This is a genomic window from Roseivirga misakiensis (assembly GCF_001747105.1).
GTDB classification, from domain to species: domain Bacteria; phylum Bacteroidota; class Bacteroidia; order Cytophagales; family Cyclobacteriaceae; genus Roseivirga; species Roseivirga misakiensis.
Map to the genome: position 1 here is coordinate 2,337,006 of NZ_MDGQ01000005.1, position 18,283 is coordinate 2,355,288.

At 39.2% G+C, this 18,283-nt stretch carries 14 protein-coding genes; 7 read left to right on the forward strand and 7 right to left on the reverse strand.

Annotated features, from left to right (window positions below):
• Positions 1–4: 4 nt before the first annotated feature.
• Positions 5–1,705: an ArnT family glycosyltransferase gene (locus BFP71_RS17885; RefSeq protein WP_069836775.1), complete on the reverse strand. Its 1,701-nt coding sequence runs from the start codon at positions 1,703–1,705 to the stop codon at positions 5–7.
• A gap of 102 nt (positions 1,706–1,807) precedes the next feature.
• Between BFP71_RS17885 and BFP71_RS17890 the strand changes: the two genes are divergently transcribed.
• Positions 1,808–2,191, forward strand: a complete 384-nt coding sequence (locus tag BFP71_RS17890; RefSeq protein WP_069836776.1) for a GtrA family protein — start codon at positions 1,808–1,810, stop codon at positions 2,189–2,191.
• Between the two features lie 14 nt (positions 2,192–2,205).
• Here BFP71_RS17890 and BFP71_RS17895 read toward each other — a convergent pair whose 3' ends face one another.
• Both BFP71_RS17895 and BFP71_RS17900 read right to left on the reverse strand, forming a co-directional pair.
• Positions 2,206–2,910, reverse strand: a complete 705-nt coding sequence (locus tag BFP71_RS17895; protein WP_069836777.1) for a DUF4197 domain-containing protein — start codon at positions 2,908–2,910, stop codon at positions 2,206–2,208.
• A 73-nt stretch (positions 2,911–2,983) separates the two neighbouring features.
• Complete coding sequence (locus BFP71_RS17900; protein WP_069836778.1) at positions 2,984–3,238, reverse strand: hypothetical protein; 255 nt, start codon at positions 3,236–3,238, stop codon at positions 2,984–2,986.
• Between the two features lie 252 nt (positions 3,239–3,490).
• On the opposite strand from BFP71_RS17900, the gene leuS reads away from it, so the two are divergent.
• Positions 3,491–6,274 (forward strand): leucine--tRNA ligase, encoded by a 2,784-nt coding sequence (gene leuS, locus BFP71_RS17905; protein WP_069836779.1) that lies wholly within the window; start codon positions 3,491–3,493, stop codon positions 6,272–6,274.
• A gap of 6 nt (positions 6,275–6,280) precedes the next feature.
• Here the strand turns inward: leuS and BFP71_RS17910 are convergent, their stop codons facing one another.
• The 4 genes from BFP71_RS17910 to BFP71_RS17925 form a co-directional block, all read right to left on the reverse strand.
• On the reverse strand, positions 6,281–7,558 hold the full coding sequence (locus BFP71_RS17910) for a porin family protein (RefSeq protein ID WP_141719801.1): 1,278 nt from the start codon (positions 7,556–7,558) through the stop codon (positions 6,281–6,283).
• A gap of 236 nt (positions 7,559–7,794) precedes the next feature.
• Positions 7,795–9,732, reverse strand: a complete 1,938-nt coding sequence (locus tag BFP71_RS17915) for a redoxin family protein (RefSeq protein ID WP_088125108.1) — start codon at positions 9,730–9,732, stop codon at positions 7,795–7,797.
• 226 nt (positions 9,733–9,958) lie between these two features.
• The gene (locus tag BFP71_RS17920) at positions 9,959–10,867 is read right to left on the reverse strand and encodes a hypothetical protein (RefSeq protein WP_069836782.1); all 909 of its coding nucleotides are present in this window, start codon (positions 10,865–10,867) and stop codon (positions 9,959–9,961) included.
• Positions 10,868–10,932: 65 nt separating this feature from the next.
• A complete protein-coding gene (locus BFP71_RS17925) occupies positions 10,933–11,775 on the reverse strand; it encodes a YmdB family metallophosphoesterase (protein WP_141719802.1) in 843 nt (280 codons plus the stop codon).
• A gap of 151 nt (positions 11,776–11,926) precedes the next feature.
• Between BFP71_RS17925 and BFP71_RS17930 the strand changes: the two genes are divergently transcribed.
• The 5 genes from BFP71_RS17930 to BFP71_RS17950 all read left to right on the forward strand — a co-directional run bounded on the left by BFP71_RS17930 (position 11,927) and on the right by BFP71_RS17950 (position 18,257).
• On the forward strand, positions 11,927–13,060 hold the full coding sequence (locus tag BFP71_RS17930; protein ID WP_069836784.1) for a lycopene cyclase family protein: 1,134 nt from the start codon (positions 11,927–11,929) through the stop codon (positions 13,058–13,060).
• 13 nt (positions 13,061–13,073) lie between these two features.
• The gene (cls, locus tag BFP71_RS17935) at positions 13,074–14,516 is read left to right on the forward strand and encodes a cardiolipin synthase (protein WP_069836785.1); all 1,443 of its coding nucleotides are present in this window, start codon (positions 13,074–13,076) and stop codon (positions 14,514–14,516) included.
• A gap of 8 nt (positions 14,517–14,524) precedes the next feature.
• Positions 14,525–16,321, forward strand: coding sequence for an acyl-CoA dehydrogenase (locus BFP71_RS17940; RefSeq protein ID WP_069836786.1), 1,797 nt, complete (start codon positions 14,525–14,527; stop codon positions 16,319–16,321).
• A gap of 83 nt (positions 16,322–16,404) precedes the next feature.
• Positions 16,405–17,658 (forward strand): alkaline phosphatase family protein, encoded by a 1,254-nt coding sequence (locus BFP71_RS17945; RefSeq protein WP_069837155.1) that lies wholly within the window; start codon positions 16,405–16,407, stop codon positions 17,656–17,658.
• Between the two features lie 32 nt (positions 17,659–17,690).
• Complete coding sequence (locus BFP71_RS17950) at positions 17,691–18,257, forward strand: cysteine hydrolase family protein (protein WP_069836787.1); 567 nt, start codon at positions 17,691–17,693, stop codon at positions 18,255–18,257.
• Positions 18,258–18,283 lie beyond the last annotated feature (26 nt).

Consider the following 18,283-nt stretch of genomic DNA (forward strand, 5'->3'; position numbering starts at 1 on the left):
TGAACTAGTCTATCTCCACTTTATACTTCTTACTGTTTATCGGCGGCTCAATCTCCCCTACTTGTATTGAAAAGCGGATATCGAATTGACCTTCTAAGTCTGGAATATTTAGCGTAACCAGCATTGTCCGTTCCTCGCCTACCGACATTTTACCAGATAAAAGTTTTAATCGTTCCATGCCAACAGGGGTAAGACCTTTTAAATAATGGACGTTCAAGAAAACCTGCCTTGTGCCTGCATTCGCAAAATCTACTGACCGATCATATTTATTCTCCAGGTTTAAGGTCAGATTAACTTGTTCTCCTGCCCGAAAATCATATTCTTTTTCGGCCTCGGTAATTTCTATGGATACCTTCCTGTAACTTCTAAAATTTTCAACAACACGGTAGTGAATGCCTTTGCCTATAGCGGTGAAATAGTCGTCATATCGGGTAGTGTCTCGAAAGCGATTGATCTGAAAAACAGTCTTCCCTTGAAGATTTTCTTCTAATGGAAGCAAATCATGATGTGTTTCTCTATAGTCGAAAGTATTGTAGCAGTGTACAATATCCTTGGTTAGATAAGCGTATCGCGACGAACGTTCGTAGTGATTGTTAAACATTATTGGTAAGCCTCCACTTAATTCATCAATTTCATCGGCCCAAGAATCCCAACCATGTAGCACATCCCATCCTTCAGTCCATTTCTTAGGAAAAAAATCATACATGAGGTAAATGCGTGCTGGAACCACGATAATTACAGAGGCTATGGCGAGTTTAACCAATACTTTTCTCCAATTCTGGTGTTTTCGGATGTACTCATGCCCCAGTAACATAAAAGGCACAGATAACACGCTCGTCCAATGCTTATGAAACTCTACTTTGAAAGTGGAAACCAAAAAAAACACTAGAACACCTACAATCGTGAACTTTAATGCTCTATTAAAATCTGATTTCTTCTTATTGGCATAACTAGCCGCCAAAAGTGACACCCCTATTAATGGTCCAAATACCAAGGGCTGAACACCAATATAATAGGCGATATTCTCCCAACTAAATCCCATATCTATTCTATTGTATAAATGGAATTTAATTGTGGCAAATTCATTCATGTACTGCCAATAAGTATGTGGTAACATGAAAACCACTGTAAACCCTACGGTATACCAAAAGGTCTTTTTGGTTAATAATTTTACGTTTGAAAGCACAGTAAAAAACACCACTAGTATACCATGATGCTTACTCATGAGAATCAGTGCAATAGAAAATGCCAACAAGAAAACAGTCTTTAAACTATCGTTTTTTAGATATTGCTTGTAGAAATAATAGAATAGCGCTACTCCTAAAATTAAAGGCACATCGGTTTTGACCATGTATGCTCCCACATGGACAGAAAGTAAGGCTAGAAATATCCAAATCAGGAGTTTCGTATCCTTTTTTTCTGTGATCTTCCAGATCACAGTCATCGTCAGCATATTGGTAATGAGCATTCCCATTCTTAGGCCTAAACCATTCGGAATCAAGGCATAGCCAGGTGCAGATACTACTCCTACCATTGGTGGATGATCTAGGTACCCCCAATCTAAAAACTGAGAAAACAGCCAATAATAGGCCTCTTCTCCATTAACCTCAGTGAAATAGTTTTGAATGAGGCCAACAATAAACCATACACCAAGAAATCTGTAGAATAACTTGTTACTATCATGAAGAGAAAGCGATGAGGTCATGCTGCCCAGGAAGTTTAAAATTCAACCACAAAAGTAAGATTTTTAAAGAAATGAAAATTGTTCTGCATATTTGTGAATCTCTCGGAGAAACAACAATTCTCAATGCTTGACATCGGATTCAAATTTTTTAGATTTTGCGTTGTAGGTTTTTCAGGTATGGCTATCGACTATGGTGCCACTTACCTTGGTAAAGAGAAAATAAAGATCAATAAATACTTAGCGAATGGGATTGGTTTCCTGCTCGCGGCCACTTCTAACTTCTTCTTTAATAAATTCTGGACGTTTGATGATAAAAGCCCTGACGAATTGGTGCAATACTCTAAGTATTTAAGTTTTGCACTAATAGGATTGGGCATCAACACATTGATAATTTATGTGCTGATCAATAAAAGAAATATGAACTTTTATTGGGCTAAGCTGATAGCTATCGGCATAGTAGTGATCTGGAACTTTGTGGCTAACTACAACTTCACCTTTCTTCAGTAGAAAGGCTCCCGCTTTTATTTGAAGACTTTCTGTAATAACGCGGTAGTTCTTGCCGCCGGATTTTCTCTGATATTTAATTCCTCCTTGGCAATCATTACAAATAAACCGTCAATAGCTTTTTGAGTGACATAAGCAGTTAAATCGGTTTCAACTTTCTTCACAAAGGGAATTTTATTGTACTTATCCATCACATCGGACCAGTATTTGGTCGCATTCACTTTAGCTAAGGACGCGTTTACAATTGGGCTAAATTTAGCAGTTAAGTCATCGGTAGTTTTAGATTCTAGCATTCTGGTGCCCGCATCTTTACTACCCTTTACAATATTTATGGCATCCGTAATGGTAATAGCTTTAATAGCATCTATAAATATGTCTTTGGCTTCGACAGCGGCATCTTCGGCAGCTCTATTCAGCGATTCGATGGCTTTGTCTACTTCGTTACCAAGACCGATTCCTCTTAATTTCTTCTCAACGTTTTTGGCATCTTCTGGAATTGGAATTTTGACCTCAGGATTACCCAAATACCCATTTACTTGAGATAGCACGTCCACTCCTTTGCCAGTTCCTTGTATAAAAGCCTCCTTTAAAGCATTTGCGGCTTCTTCTTTAGAAAACTCTTTACCACCGAGCAGCCCTTTAGCTTTTTTCAGCAATTGTGCCTCGGCCGTGCACCCAAAAACAAATAATAAACTAAATAGAAGAGTGAATCTTTTGATCATAACCTTGCTTTTGATTCTCTAACGTAGCGATTCAAAAAAAGCTCATATCACAAGACTAAATTTTTGTTAAAAATCACTTATCAGCCTCAGTGATTAGCACTACTTTTTGGTTTTCAGTAATGGCATCTACCATTCTAGTGTAACTCACGCGTTGCCCCGAAGCCTTAGAAACATAAAAATACTCCATGCCCTCGAGCTCCACCGTACATTCGCCTAATTCGTAGCGTAAAGACTTGACAACAGCACCTTCAACGATGGGGTTATTGTTCAAATCAATTAAGGTTGGCAATGGCTTTTCTTTTGGTTTCTTTTTAAACAGTCCGAACATAACGTGAGATTAAAGGCTAAATATATGACCTCATTTTAAACTATAAGAAGGGTTATATTAAATTCTTTCATTCAACCCAGGTCTGCCTAGTTTTGTTTTACCCAAACTGAGGGTTTGAGCCTGATAGCAACCAAGAATAAAATTCAATAAACACCCCAGGTCAGCATCTTATAGATATTTAATCAAAAGCATTTCTATAGGGACTAAAAACACTATTTTTGCAGACTTCAATAAGACAATCGATTAGCAAAAATGGCGGATTACAACCATCGAGAAATAGAACCAAAATGGCAACGCTTTTGGAATGATCATGAAACTTTCAAAGCGACTAAGGATACTTCTAAACCTAAGTTTTATGCCTTAGACATGTTCCCTTATCCGTCGGGAGCGGGTTTGCATGTGGGCCATCCACTGGGGTACATTGCTAGTGATATAGTCTCTAGATTCAAAAGAAATAAAGGTTTCAATGTATTGCACCCTATGGGATTCGACGCCTTTGGCTTGCCCGCAGAGCAATACGCCATCCAAACTGGACAGCATCCGGCTATTACCACTAGAGAGAACATAGCGCGTTATAAAGAGCAGCTTAAGAACATAGGCTTTGCATTCGATTGGGACAAAGAATTGCAAACTTGTGACCCTTCCTATTACCGCTGGACACAGTGGATATTCATGCAAATATTTAACAGTTGGTATAATAACGAAACACAAAAAGCAGAACCAATTGAGCGCTTGGTAGAGAAATTCTCGACCCAAGGAAATACCAACCTCGATGCGGTTTGTGACGACGACATCCCTACGTTTTCGGCAGACGAATGGAATTCATGGACCGAAAAAGAGCAACAAATGCTCTTATTGAAATATCGCCTAACCTATTTGTCCGAAACGGCTGTAAACTGGTGCCCAGAATTAGGTACTGTTTTGTCAAATGATGAAGTAAAAGACGGCTTTTCTGAACGTGGCGGCTATCCGGTGATCAGAAAGAACATGCGTCAATGGAGTATGAGAATTACAGCTTATGCTCAAAGACTACTAGATGGTTTAGAAGATCTTGATTGGACAGAGCCCTTAAAAGAAATGCAGCGAAACTGGATCGGAAAATCGATCGGGGCCGAGCTCGCCTTTCAAGTGGAAGACTCTGATATCAAAATCGAAGTATTTACCACTCGGATCGATACCATTTTCGGGGTTACCTTTTTATCGTTGGCACCAGAAAGCGAACTAACCCAAGCTTTAACCACGCCAGATCAAAAAGCAGCAGTTGACGCTTATGTGCAACAAGCAGCAACTCGATCTGAGCGCGATAGAATGAGCGATGTCAAAACGATTTCTGGTGTTTTTACAGGTAGCTATGCTATTAATCCATACAATGGCGAGAAAATCCCAGTTTGGGTGGCCGATTACGTTTTAGCTGGATACGGTACAGGAGCTGTAATGGCCGTGCCGTGTGGCGATCAGCGAGACTATGATTTTGCCAAGCATTTTGATTTACCAATTGTACCTGTAATTGAAGGTGCCGATATCAGCGAAAATGCCGACCCGACAAAAGAAGGCACCATGATTAATTCTGACTTCTTAAACGGGCTTTCTTGTAAAGAAGCTATTGCTAAAGCGATCGAGTTTGCAGAAGAAAAAGGCGTTGGTAAGGGAAAAATAAATTATCGTTTAAGAGACGCCATTTTTGCCAGACAGCGGTATTGGGGAGAACCAGTTCCTGTTTACTTTAAAGATGATGTTCCTTATTTAGTCGATGAAAAAGACTTACCTATTGTTCTCCCGGAAATTGATAAATACCTCCCAACAGAAGATGGTGATCCACCACTCGGCCGCGCCGAAAATTTCACTTATAGCCCTGAAGGTGAGGACGCTGTTTATCCTTTGGAATTAAGCACTATGCCGGGCTGGGCTGGCTCGAGTTGGTATTGGTACCGATACATGGATGCTCATAATGAAAATGCATTCATCGATAAAGATATTCAAGCCTATTGGGGCAATGTAGACTTATACATCGGTGGGTCAGAGCACGCCACAGGGCACCTACTCTACTCACGTTTCTGGAATAAAATTTTTTTTGATTTAGGCCATGTCAATCAACAAGAGCCTTTCAAAAAGTTGATCAACCAAGGGATGATCCAAGGAAGGTCGAATTTTGTCTACCGCGTAAAAGGGACTAATCAATTCGTCTCAAAAGGACTCAAAGGAGATTATGACACCATAGATATGCATGTGGATGTAAGCCTTTGTTACAATGATGTGTTGGACACTGAAGGCTTCAAGAATTGGAGACCCGATCTAGCTGATGCCGAATTCATTTTAGAGGATGGTAAATACCATTGTGGATGGGAAGTTGAGAAAATGTCTAAGTCAAAGTATAATGTTGTCAACCCAGATGACATTATCGAGCGATATGGCGCGGATACATTGCGTTTGTATGAAATGTTCTTAGGGCCATTGGAGCAGTTCAAACCTTGGAATACAAATGGCATAGACGGTGTGAACAAATTCTTAAGGAAGCTTTGGAGACTATTTCATGATGATCAAGGAAACTTAGCCTTGTCGGATGCTGAACCAAGCAAGGCTGAATTGAAGGCTTTGCATAAAACAATCAAAAAAGCTCAAGAAGATATCGAGCGATACTCTTTCAATACTTCTGTAAGCACTTTCATGATTTGCGTGAATGAACTTTCTGCATTGAAGTGTAACAACAGAAGAGTTCTTGAAGACTTGATCATTGTGATTTCGCCCTATGCACCGCATATTACAGAAGAACTTTGGTCATTACTCGGTCACGCTGATAGCATCATTAATGCGCCCTATCCAAAATTCAATGAGGCGTTTTTAGCCGAAGATGAGTTGACCTATCCAGTCATGATCAATGGCAAAATGAGAACCAAATTGCAGTTGCCAGCAGACTTCACTAAAGAGCAAATTGAGGAAGCTGCACTAGCAAATGAAACTGTGCAAAAATGGCTCGAAGGTGCCACACCAAAAAAGGTAATAGTGGTTCCTAATAAGATCGTAAACTTGGTGGTGTAGTTATTATTACAACTTGAATGAAACTAGGAAATGTAGCCTCGAGGTGATCGTCTTTTCGAAATTAAGACTCGCACCTAGATTACTACCAAACTCGTTTCTAAGCTCATATGTAAATCGCTTGGTGTCATACCCTAAGCCTACTATAACACCTGTATAATAGTCAACAGGGTCAGATAATAAATCTGCTGATGATTCAATAGTCGAACCACCGAATTGCCGCTGTACAGTGCGTGTATTTTCGAACAAACCTAAGGTTCCAAAAGAACCACCTGCACCAAGAAACAATTGACCAGGACCAAGGTCGAAATGTCTCCTGAGCTGCAATTGTAACCTAATTGAATTATATCCTATTGAAGAAATCGCTAACCCTGTGGATCCAGCTATCTGGACCTCCTCTTCCAATTCCGCCTCAAATCGGCTAAAAGTCAAGTCTACATGTACTGATAAATGCTTACGTCTTGAGGTGTAATACTCAACACCTAAACCAACAGCAAAACCTAACTCAGATGGGAACTCTTGAATCGCATCATTGGCTCTACTTTCCTCTTTGTATTTAACTTGTGTAGAAGTAATACCTCCAAGAACCGAATATTCAGGTTTTACCTTGTTTCCATTCGTAAAAGTGACTTCATCAGAGTCAACACCGCTGCATTCAAAGTATTTCTTGAACAAAATTTTGAGACTCTTTTGTTTATAATTAGTCTTTTTGATTTGATCTCTGAAATCGTTGCAATCAGCAAAATAAGTCAGTAGCTCTCCTTGATAAACTTTAATTGTCAACCTTTCAGTTTTTCCACTTGCATTTTTTTGCAGATACTCCTGATAAAGTAACAACTTATAATCTGCCCCATTCTGAATAAAGAACCTCGTATAACCAGTCGAATCTATGTTTTGCACTAAGGTTTTAGGACCGTCTACCAAATACTGTAAGAAAACTGTTTGCTCTACATATTCAATTTTTGGTGTTTCAGAAAAAACATCGTCCTCAGAAAATAATTTGTTCATTGAAACACGAGCACTAACAAATAGCATGTCCTCAAATCCGAAGCCTCGGATATCTTCTGCAGAGTAGTTTTCAACCACTTGACCCTCTGATTTTTTAAATTGAATTCTATCTGGTGTTACTTTCCAAAAAGCATCTCCTACAAAACCAGTAACTCGGTTACCGTTACCGTCCAAGATATAACCAGGCTTAAACTCAACTTGGGCACTTAACTCAACTCCAATAATTAGAAATAGTGCAAGGAATATTAGACGTGGGGAAATATTATAAATACGGATCATTCTGATGTAATTATTAAGCGCCAAAAATAGAGCGAAAATTACTTTATTGTTAGAATTTGATCGATATAACATCAATTCAATAAGAATTTTCAGAAATCCGTTTAACTGGTTTATCCAAGTAAAATTTCAAAGTCAAAATACTTATCCAAAAAAACTCAATCTTTTGTGCAAACTACTCCACCCCAAAAAGGAATTTTGGAAAAAGAAACTGTAGTCAAGTCGATAATTAGGTCTTATTAGTCGCGTTCGGAAATGCTTTTGAGCTGACTGACAAGTTCAGCCTTAGCACTCGGTCTTTTAATGCCCTCTCTTATCAACTTACCTTCTTTAGTAATGATCATGTAAGTTGGAAACCCAGTTATATTTACCTCCTTATCGAATAGAGAATATTGATCTTTATCCAAGAAGTAATTTTCACCAACGAGTTCATGTTTCTTGACCATTAAATCAAATGATTTTTTATCGGACTGAGCGCATAAGTAAACGTACACCACATCTTTAAGCTTATTGGCTTTCAGTTCTTTTAAGTAACTAAATTCAGAAATACATGGTCCACACCAGGTAGCCCAAACGTCTATATAAACAACTTTGCCTTTATACTTATTTTTTAATTCTGCTAAGATATTATCCGAGGACTCAGCTATTTCAACCCCCTCGATAAACTTCTTATCTCTGAGGACTTCAAAGTTTCTGATTTCCTCATTAATATTATTTCTTACTAACGGTAAAAGCTCTATTTCCTCGAGTTTTTCGACTATATAAGTTGGTATTTCCATAGCGCGAGCATGAAACCGGGAATTCAAGTAGGTTGCTATAATGCTAGAACGCTGAACGGTAGTGAATTTACTCGCCTTATTAATCAGGTTATCCCAATCCACCTTACTATTTATTGCAGCAATCTCGTCCTTATACTGCTCATAAATAGGCTTCATATCTCCGTTGAAAGCGACATAACCAAAGTGACGTTCCCTTTTAGCTTCTTCTGCTTTCCACTTACTCAAGATAAGTTTTGAGTTTTCTGAGACGAGTGAATTTGAAAGGAAATCATAAATGACCTCTATCCTTATATCATGGAGTTTATTCTTTTCCTTAGGCATCATAGGCATCGTAAACTCACGATTTAACGATCCATAGTTACCTGAAGTGAAATCTAACGGATCATCCGGCATTAGAGAAGTAACTTTAGCTATATACTCATCAGGTACATCTACAGCTTCAATACTACCTCCTCTATTATATTTATGCAACCAGATATATCTCATCATATCTTCTGCTGCACTAATTCTAATACTCCTTAAGCTAATATCTTTCAAAGCTTCGCTTGTTGGGTATTTGTCGAAATAAGATTGATAGAAATCTTCGTACTCCTTTTTCAGGTTAGTTCTGTATTCATTGAATTCCATAGGCTCTAGTACCCTTTGGAGACTATCACTCTCCTTGTAACGGCGAATCTTCATATACTCAGGAGAAAGCAGTCGATACTCTTCATTTAACTGAGCTAAATCTCCCATATAACCGATCTCTCGAACAGTAGACCAAGAGGTACCCTCTCCAAAAGAATTTTCTTCTATTTTCATCGCCATCTTGGCTCCAGGACGAGCATAGAATATAAAAAATGCATCACCAACTTGGAAAAATAAATCTTGTGCATGGTTCAAAGGGAAAATCAACTTAAACCTGCCAAATTCATCTATATCAGCAGAATATTTCGGCTGATGCTCTTTAAATGCGTCATTATAAATTACGGAAGCTACTAAAGGCATGGTATCTGTTGGTTCCACTACACCATGTAAAATCACCTGATCTCGATTAAAAAAATTCTCTCTTAGATTAACTGAAGAAACTGGTCTGGACTTAATCGTCTTTTTTCTTCCCTTTCTAACCTGAACGCTCCTCTCTCCCTCGGTAAGTAATATCCCGTCAGAATTCTCAATGAATGACAGTTTTTTGGATTTACTCTGATTAGTTAATAGAAGTGCATTGGCTTCACTCCATTCATAGTTCCAAAACTCGGAATCGTACAATATATAGTCATTTTGTACACTAAGCATCAGTACATCAGACCCATCAGCGGTAAACCAATCACCATGGATAATCCCCCTCTGATCTTGCCCTTGAAGACCTGGGGACATAAATACCATGAACAAGATTGAAAGTGATATTTTTAAATGCATAGTGCTTAAAGTCGATTCAAGTGAAAAGATAACTTACTTAGAAATCTATAAGTCAATGTAATCAATATATTGTTACAAGTCTGTTTTCACAAGCAAAGAATAATACAGAAGAGTTAGAAGTAAACAATGTAAAGTAATCATCAATTAAAAGGCAAAGCCACATTTTTGACTACAAAAAAGCCCAAGGATAAAAGTTTACCTTCGGGCCTTATCATTGAATAAACGCTTAAAACTTTGGCTTAGCTTCTGTTTGTGAGGTAAATCGTTTTGATCTTTCTCCTTGGATATTTCCTAGGTTAACATCAAAGTTAATATTGGCTTTGATTTGATTCTTGAGGGTTACCAATTCAGGAAAATCATCGAAGAATCTAACTTTTTGAGCAGCAATCGAAGTGCCAGTTGGAGGGTCGCCCATCACATACGTTGCGAACGACTCAGCTATATCTTCTCCTGGATTAGTTGCTGCATATTCTGATACAAAACGGCTCCTATATTTCTGGTAGAACTGATAGTATCCATCGAAATCGTCTTCTCGAATCCTTTGGTTTTCTTCGAAGATATCAGACCAAAAATTGTTATAAAATTGATTGATATAAGAAGCAGCAGTGCTACATCCTTCTCCGGTAAAGAAGTTATTACAACCACCATTTGTAACATTTACTTGGGTATGGTCAAGAGTCAAAAGGTGAGCAACTTCATGAATGGATGTGTAAGCTGTTTCTCCAGGCACAAATTGATTATTTCTGTCCCAGACAAAGTCTAGATTATGTCCCATTTCCCAGACACTAAGGTCGTTTTGATCTATGGCAGAAACATAAGCAGCTGTTCCATCTTCTGTATCTGCAAACAGTTCCATTTCTTTCATAACCGATCGAGCTTCAACTGGTATCAAGTTTGTAAAGAAATCCCAAAACTCATTTTGTCTTGCTTGGTTGAAAAAACCAGTTGCTGCTGGTCCAGATCTTAAGAGTGAAAGGTTATTGCCATTTACGGCATAGCGTGCAACTAATCCCGAATTTCTGGTCTGGTCATTTAAATCAACAGGTTGCTCATCATCTTCCGCCCTGTCACAACTAAAGGCAAATAGGACAAGGAACAGAGTAAAAATCGGTAGTAATAATTTAGAGGCTTTCATAATTGATAATGTTGTTTGGGTTTAAATCCATCAAACCAAACATTACCCTACCCCCTCAAAAAGAATTAATTGTCACCTTCGCCTTTGGTGGCCTCTTCATTATTCTTTTTAGCTTTTCGCTTGCGTTCTTTTTTAGGCTTATCGGAGCGATTCTTCTTTTTGAATATGCCAAAGAGCTTTTTCTTTTTCGCAGCTGTGTCCACAGATAAAGTATCAGACATAAAGTCTTGTAAACTCATGGTATCCAGTGGTTCAGGTTCAAAGTCGCTTTCCTTAGGAAAATAATCTTTAAAGCGTTTATTGTACTCCTGTTGCTCTACATTAAACCCTCTAGATAGCAAAGGGGCGTATTGGTCGCGCATATAAATCGGCACTATTTCCATTTCAGCCATCAGCGCCTCATAGGCTCCAGAATCCAGCGCATCGATTTTTGCTTTCAGCAAACTATCATATTTGGGGCGATTAAAATGAATGATCTTCATTTCGAGCTGTTCCAATTTGTAGTAAGGCCTCTTTTTAGTGATGCGATCGAATAGGTATGGGTTTTCCAGAACTGGTTTTTCCTTACCTCTAAATACTCTGGCGAGTAACGGTTCTTTTTTCCTGTTTCCGTAAGTAAAACCTGCCTTTTCGTAAGAATGAACCCTTCCACCCTGCACTCTAAATCCACGACCAGGTGTACCTTTCGGAAACTTATCCATTAAGGAGTCACTATCTGCTTCGTATTTAAATCCGTAGGCTTTTTTAGGTACAGTATCACCTTCTACCACTGTGAAAAGTGAGTACATTTTATCCTGCTCTTCTTCGTCAAGCACAAAGGCCGTATGATAAGCAGGACAAATCTTTTGTACAGCACAAGAGCACAGCAGGCATATAGCCAGCATACAGGTGATAGTTGTTTTGTTCATTCGATTCCCTGATTGGGGCGGCAATTTAAGAATTGCCAAAAGGAATTATAAATCCCGATTTAACTTATTTTCAACATTCAATACCAAGAGTAGTTATTCATTCGTACGAAAAACATAAATGCGTCTTAATCATTTGTAAGTTTAACGAGAAATGAAGCAGGTCGAATATATAATAGCAGGTGCAGGAGCTAGTGGTTTAACACTAGCTTATTTACTATCAGCAAATAAAGATATCAAAAAATCTATTCTTCTAATCGATCGGGATGATAAGACTACCAATGATAGGACATGGTGCTTTTGGGAGAAAGAGGATAACCTATTCGAACACTTGGTCCATAAAACTTGGCCAAATGTGGTGTTTAAGGGCACAGGTTTTAGCGAAACTTTTGATGTTTCCCCCTATCAATACAAACTGATTCGAGGGATTGATTTTTACGCTTTCATGAAAAAAACGCTCCTTGCCGATGACCGTGTTACTTGGATAAAGGATGAAATAAAGCACATAAATGCCGATGGTATCGTCGAGACTTCCTCTGAAACTTACCAAGGTGAATATGTCTTTGATAGCACATTCGATCATGCCACGCTAAAAAATAGTAAGTCTACAACCCTATTACAGCACTTTAAAGGCTATGTGATTGAAACTCAAACGAAGGCTTTCGACCCAAATTCGGCTACTTACATGGATTTCACGATAGCACAGGAAGGAGATTGTCGATTTGGCTATATTCTGCCTTTCAGTGAAAACAAAGCCTTGGTGGAATACACGCTATTTAATCAAGAACTTCTAGAAGACGCTATATATACCGATCGCTTGGAACGCTATATCGAGGGCCTCGGCATTCAAGAATACGAGATTATCGAAGAAGAATATGGCGTGATACCTATGACGGATTACGATTTTAAGATTAAAGAAAGCGATCGTGTCATCAACATTGGAATAAAAGGTGGTTTTGCCAAACCTTCTACAGGCTATACCTTTTTACGTGGCCAACACATACTCCAGCAAATGGTCAAAAACCTATCTACGGGAAAAGACCCATTAGTAGACTTACCCTATCAACAAAGTAAATTCAAGAAGTACGACGCAACCCTACTAAGCGTACTCGCTTCGAAAAAATTTACGGGTGACCAAATATTTACGGGGATGTTTCAGAAAGCTGGAGCGAAGAAGTTCTTTAAGTTTTTAGATGAGCAAACCTCTTTAAAAGAAGACATTAAAATCATGGCGACTGCACCGCTACTGGATTTTGGTGGGGCATTTTTAAAATCCTTAATGAAGTAGCTTATCTTTAGCCATGATCGCCCTCTGGCAAAGCATCTCTCCGTTTTTACTGCCGTTGTATTACGTCGGGATTTTCTTTGTGGTCATCCAAATTCTACTGGAGAATAGAAATCCATTAAAAACACATTCTTACCTGTTATTACTCTTACTAGTACCATTTGTTGGCTTGGTGATTTACCTGTTTTTTGGTCAGAATCATCGGAAGCTGAAAATAATGGCCAAAAGACGGCTCATAAACCAAGCTTTTGGCCCAGAATACATCCAAGACTATTTAAAAAACGAGCAGACCGAAGTTCATCCACAAGGTCATTTCGATAAGCTTATCCGTTTTCTCCACAAAGACCTATCACCCATAAGCCTAAACAATCGGGTTACTGTGCTTCACAATGGCGAAGAGAAGTTTCCCGCGGTAATGGAAGCCATTGAAAACGCAAAACACCACATACACATAGAATACTACATTTTTGACAATGACAGCATTGGAAAACCATTGGCAGAACTACTCATAAAAAAGGCAAAACAAGGTGTTAAAGTCAGAATGATCGTAGATGGTGTAGGGTCACTTGGGTTGAAAAAGGCTTTCTTCAAGAAAATGCTTAGCGGCGGAGTACAATTAAAGGAATACATGCCGGTACTTTTCCCCTCTTTTACCAGTAAAATCAACTACCGAGATCATAGGAAAATCATTATTGTCGATGGAAAAATTGGTTTTACTGGAGGCATAAATGTGGACGATCGGTACATAAATGGCGGTCAGAATAGCCTTTACTGGAGAGATACTCACCTAAAAATTGAAGGAGAGGCCGTGAAAACGCTACAGTTTTTATTCTTCTTGAATTGGCAATTTGTAAGTCAAGAAACCATTAGGGCGACTAAGCAGTATTTCCCCGAAATCACCAATCTAGGCAAGCACTGTATTCAAATAAACGCTAGCGGACCAGAACTTGATTTGGCAAGTATAATGGACTCGTTCTTTATAGCCATTACATCGGCCAAGAACCGTATTCGAATAAGTACACCTTATTTTATCCCTACAGAAAGCATTATTGACGCGATTACGACCGCTGCTAAAAGTGATGTTGATGTAGAACTTATGATCCCATTCGATTCCGATTCACGAATCGTTCAAGCTGCTTCATTTTCATTTATTAAAAGGCTCCTCCAAGCAGGCGTCAAAGTCTACTTATACCAGAGGGGATTCTTACACGCTAAAGTCATCATAATCGATGATGGTTTTGCCTCAGTGGGAACGGCTAATATGGACTATAGGAGTTTTGACCTAAATCATGAAGTGAATACATACATTTATGACGATGAAGTGGTGGGTATTTTACAAAATCAGTTCGATCAAGACTTACAAGATTCGGAAAAAATCGACCTAAATAAATGGGAAAACAGAGGGATAAAGCAGAAATTGAAAGAATCACTTTGTAGGCTCCTTGCCCCCTTACTTTAATCACAATTATGGAAAGCCAATATACCAACCTCGACACTATCAAATTCTTTTTGCATGAAGTCCACCAGATCGATCAGTTCTTAGGTAAAGGCCGTTTTTCGGCTTACGATAGCGCGAGCGTTGACATGTTTTTAGATTCTATTAAAACGCTCAGCGACAACGAACTTTTCCCATATATCAAGGAAATGGATGAAAAGCCATCTTACTATAGAGATGGTGCGATCACAATTCACCCACAATTCGAGAAGATATTCCAACAGTCGAAAGACCTAGGGCTAGTTGCCACTATTTTTAATGAAGAAGACGGTGGTTTACAAATGCCAAATGCCCTTTTTCATGCGGCCTATTACATTATGGAGGCGGCCAATAACCATGTGACGGGCTATATAGGACTCACGGCTGGTACAGCAAATCTGATAGCTACTTTTGGCAGCCAAACCTTAAAAGACATCTTTTTACCGAAGATGCTAGACATGGAATGGACCGGTACAATGTGCCTTACTGAACCTCAAGCTGGTAGTTCATTATCTGATATTACTACCTCAGCCACTCCAGATTCAGATGGTAGTTATAAGATTAACGGGCAAAAAATATTCATTTCTTCTGGTGATCATCAATTTGCTTCAAACATTATTCATCTAGTCCTAGCCCGTCTTGATGGAGCACCTGAAGGCACTAAAGGAGTCTCGTTATTTGTGGTTCCGAAACACAAAGTACAAGATGGTCAGTTAGCGGATGAAAGTCAGGTAATTGTAGCAGGGGAGTTTGAAAAGTTAGGCCAAAGAGGTTACTGCACATCGCATTTAGTATTCGAAGATGCACAAGGTTGGCTAGTCGGAGAAGAGAATCATGGCCTAATGTACATGTTTCAAATGATGAACGAGGCACGCGTTGCTACGGGTAGAATGGGCGCAGGTATTGCTTCTGCTGCATATTATGCCTCGCTTCAATATGCTCGAGAACGTCCGCAGGGCAGAAAGTTAACCTCTACAGGAGATAAAGATTTAGCTCAAGACCAGACCTTAATCATTAACCACCCCGATGTCAAGCGTATGCTGCTGCATCAAAAAGCGATTGTAGAGGGTTCACTCAGTCTGATTCTTCAAGCTTCTCAATATTTAGATGCCGAGCATTTGGCAGAAGGAGAAGAAAAGGAGCGTTACAATCTCTTGCTCGAATTACTAACACCAGTCGTTAAGACTTATCCAGCAGAAAAAGGGCTAGAATCCGTAAGCCAAGGGCTACAAGTCCTAGGGGGATACGGTTTCTGCATGGACTTTATACTACAACAATACTATCGAGACATCAGGATTATTTCCATTTATGAGGGAACAACGGGCATCCAGTCGCTGGACCTTTTAGGGAGAAAGGTGGGACTAAAAAATGGTAAGGTACTCACTTGGTTTGGGGAAGAAATCCAAAACGACATCAAAGCTGCTTATGTTTATGAAGGTTTACAGCCTTTTGCCAAAACATTGGGTGAAAACCTGCATTTAGTCCAACAAGTTTTAGGTCAGCTTATGCCGATCGCTAAAACAGGAGATTTCGAGCAGTTCCTATCCGACGCTACCCTATTTATGGACTTCTTCGGTACGGTAGTAATTGGTTGGCAGTGGCTAAAGATTGCAACAGCATCTCAAAAAGCATTAAGTGAAAACAGCGAACAGCAGGTATTGCTGGAAGGCAAGATCCATACGATGAAATTCTTCTATAAATATGAGATGAGTCGCACCAAAGGATTAGCACAAACCATTACCGACGAATTGAAATTGACCTTGGACTTCGACTTAGAAATGCTGGACTAACAACAATTGTATAACCTATTCTTAATCAATCTACGGCTTTACCAAAAGTCTTATTGATTTACTTTACGTTAGAAAACAACTCCGTGAAAAAGCAATTAATTCTCGCCACAATCCTGCTAATCATTAGCACTTTTTCTTGTGTAGAAAAGGATAACAAGTCCAATAAACCCTATGTGATTTTAATATCATTTGACGGCTTTAGGCACGATTATGTAGAGAAATACAACACCCCTAATTTTAAAGCACTGATCAAAGAAGGTGTGGCTGCAGACGCTATGCTACCCTCCTATCCAAGTAAGACTTTCCCAAATCACTACACGATAGTAACAGGAATGTACCCAGACAATCATGGTTTGGTTGACAACAATTTTTACGATGCTGAACTAGACCTTCAATATAGCATCAGCAACCGCGACGTTGTAGAAAACCCTGCCTTCTATGGTGGGCTTCCTTTATGGCAACTGGTACAACAAAACGACATGAAGTCAGCCTCTTATTTCTGGGTTGGCTCAGAGACATCAATCGCCGGGAGTTACCCCAACTACTATCATATCTATGATGGAAGTGTACCAAACGATGAAAGAGTGAATGCCGTTATTGAGTGGCTTAAACTCCCTGAAAATGAAAGACCAAATTTCATATCGCTCTATTTCTCTCTAGTAGATAGTGCTGGTCATGGTTTTGGACCCAACGGAGAAAAGACGAAAGAAGCCGTGCTTGAAGCCGATAGGCTTCTGGGGTTATTAATGACTCTAGTCAATCAGATTGATCTCCCTATCAATATTGTGGTAACATCGGACCATGGCATGCATGAAATAACGCCCCAAGAAGATAGTTACATCACTGTTCCCGACTTATTAGGCGGTTTAGATCGTGATAAGTTTAGATTTGTGAGTAATGGTGCACACGGCCATTTTTACGGCGCTGACACTGCCTATTTAGCCGAAATAGCGAACATTCTTAAAACTCGTAAAGAGAGTAGCAATTATCAGGTTTTCTTTAAGGCTGAAATGCCAGAATATTGGCATTATGGTACAAATAATAGAGTTGGTGACCTCTTCGTAAAAATGAATCCGGGTCATTATCTTACTTCACCGCAAAGAAAATCGCAAGCCATAAGGCTTCAGGCTTTTCGGGGAGAGCATGGATTTGATCCTGGTGAAACCGAAGATATGGGGGCAATTTTCTATGCAAAAGGTCCAAACTTTAAATCAGGAATGAAGATTGGCAAGTTTAGAAACATTCACGTTTATCCTTTGATTGCTAGTGTCCTCGGGATTACTTCTTTACCCGAAATTGATGGCAATTTGGAGGTCCTAAAGCCAATTCTTAAATAATTGCCAGTAATTTTACGACTCAATCATTTCCTATGAGTCTTATTGATAAAAACGCAGCGCTCATCTTAATTGACCTTCAAAAAGGATGGGCAAACGAGGCGCACTGGGGCGGTAATAGAAATAACCCAAACGCAGAAGCTGTTGCCCTAGAGTTACTCAATACTTGGAGAGCCAATAACCTCCCAATTTTTCATGTAATTCATGGATCTCAAGATCCAAACTCAGAATTGCACCCGGATAAGCCAGGCTTTGAAATGTTAGATGACCTCAAACCACAAGATTCCGAACCACTTTTAGTGAAAAATGTGAATTCTGCATTTATAGGTACCGATCTGCAAGAAAGACTCGAAAAGCAAAACATAAAAACCCTTGTCATCGCAGGCCTTACGACTAACCATTGCGTTTCAACAACCACCAGAATGGCTGGAAATTTCGGTTTTGAAGTATTCTTAATCGCAGACGCCACTGCTACATTTGATAGAAAAGGCTTGAACGGCGAAGTATTCCCAGCAGAAATGATCCACCAAACTGCTTTGGCAAGTTTAAATGAGGAATTTGCCACCGTGATGGACAAAGCTGACTTAATGGAAATACTCTGATTTTAATCATATTTCAATAAGCATCT

Excerpts from the sequence above, each read along its gene's own strand:
- BFP71_RS17885 (WP_069836775.1), bottom strand. The coding sequence starts at position 1,705 with ATGACCTCATCGCTTTCTCTTCATGATAGTAACAAGTTATTCTACAGA.
- BFP71_RS17890 (WP_069836776.1), top strand. The coding sequence starts at position 1,808 with ATGCTTGACATCGGATTCAAATTTTTTAGATTTTGCGTTGTAGGTTTT.
- BFP71_RS17895 (WP_069836777.1), bottom strand. The coding sequence starts at position 2,910 with ATGATCAAAAGATTCACTCTTCTATTTAGTTTATTATTTGTTTTTGGG.
- BFP71_RS17900 (WP_069836778.1), bottom strand. The coding sequence starts at position 3,238 with ATGTTCGGACTGTTTAAAAAGAAACCAAAAGAAAAGCCATTGCCAACC.
- leuS (WP_069836779.1), top strand. The coding sequence starts at position 3,491 with ATGGCGGATTACAACCATCGAGAAATAGAACCAAAATGGCAACGCTTT.
- BFP71_RS17910 (WP_141719801.1), bottom strand. The coding sequence starts at position 7,558 with ATGATCCGTATTTATAATATTTCCCCACGTCTAATATTCCTTGCACTA.
- BFP71_RS17915 (WP_088125108.1), bottom strand. The coding sequence starts at position 9,732 with ATGCATTTAAAAATATCACTTTCAATCTTGTTCATGGTATTTATGTCC.
- BFP71_RS17920 (WP_069836782.1), bottom strand. The coding sequence starts at position 10,867 with ATGAAAGCCTCTAAATTATTACTACCGATTTTTACTCTGTTCCTTGTC.
- BFP71_RS17925 (WP_141719802.1), bottom strand. The coding sequence starts at position 11,775 with ATGAACAAAACAACTATCACCTGTATGCTGGCTATATGCCTGCTGTGC.
- BFP71_RS17930 (WP_069836784.1), top strand. The coding sequence starts at position 11,927 with ATGAAGCAGGTCGAATATATAATAGCAGGTGCAGGAGCTAGTGGTTTA.
- cls (WP_069836785.1), top strand. The coding sequence starts at position 13,074 with ATGATCGCCCTCTGGCAAAGCATCTCTCCGTTTTTACTGCCGTTGTAT.
- BFP71_RS17940 (WP_069836786.1), top strand. The coding sequence starts at position 14,525 with ATGGAAAGCCAATATACCAACCTCGACACTATCAAATTCTTTTTGCAT.
- BFP71_RS17950 (WP_069836787.1), top strand. The coding sequence starts at position 17,691 with ATGAGTCTTATTGATAAAAACGCAGCGCTCATCTTAATTGACCTTCAA.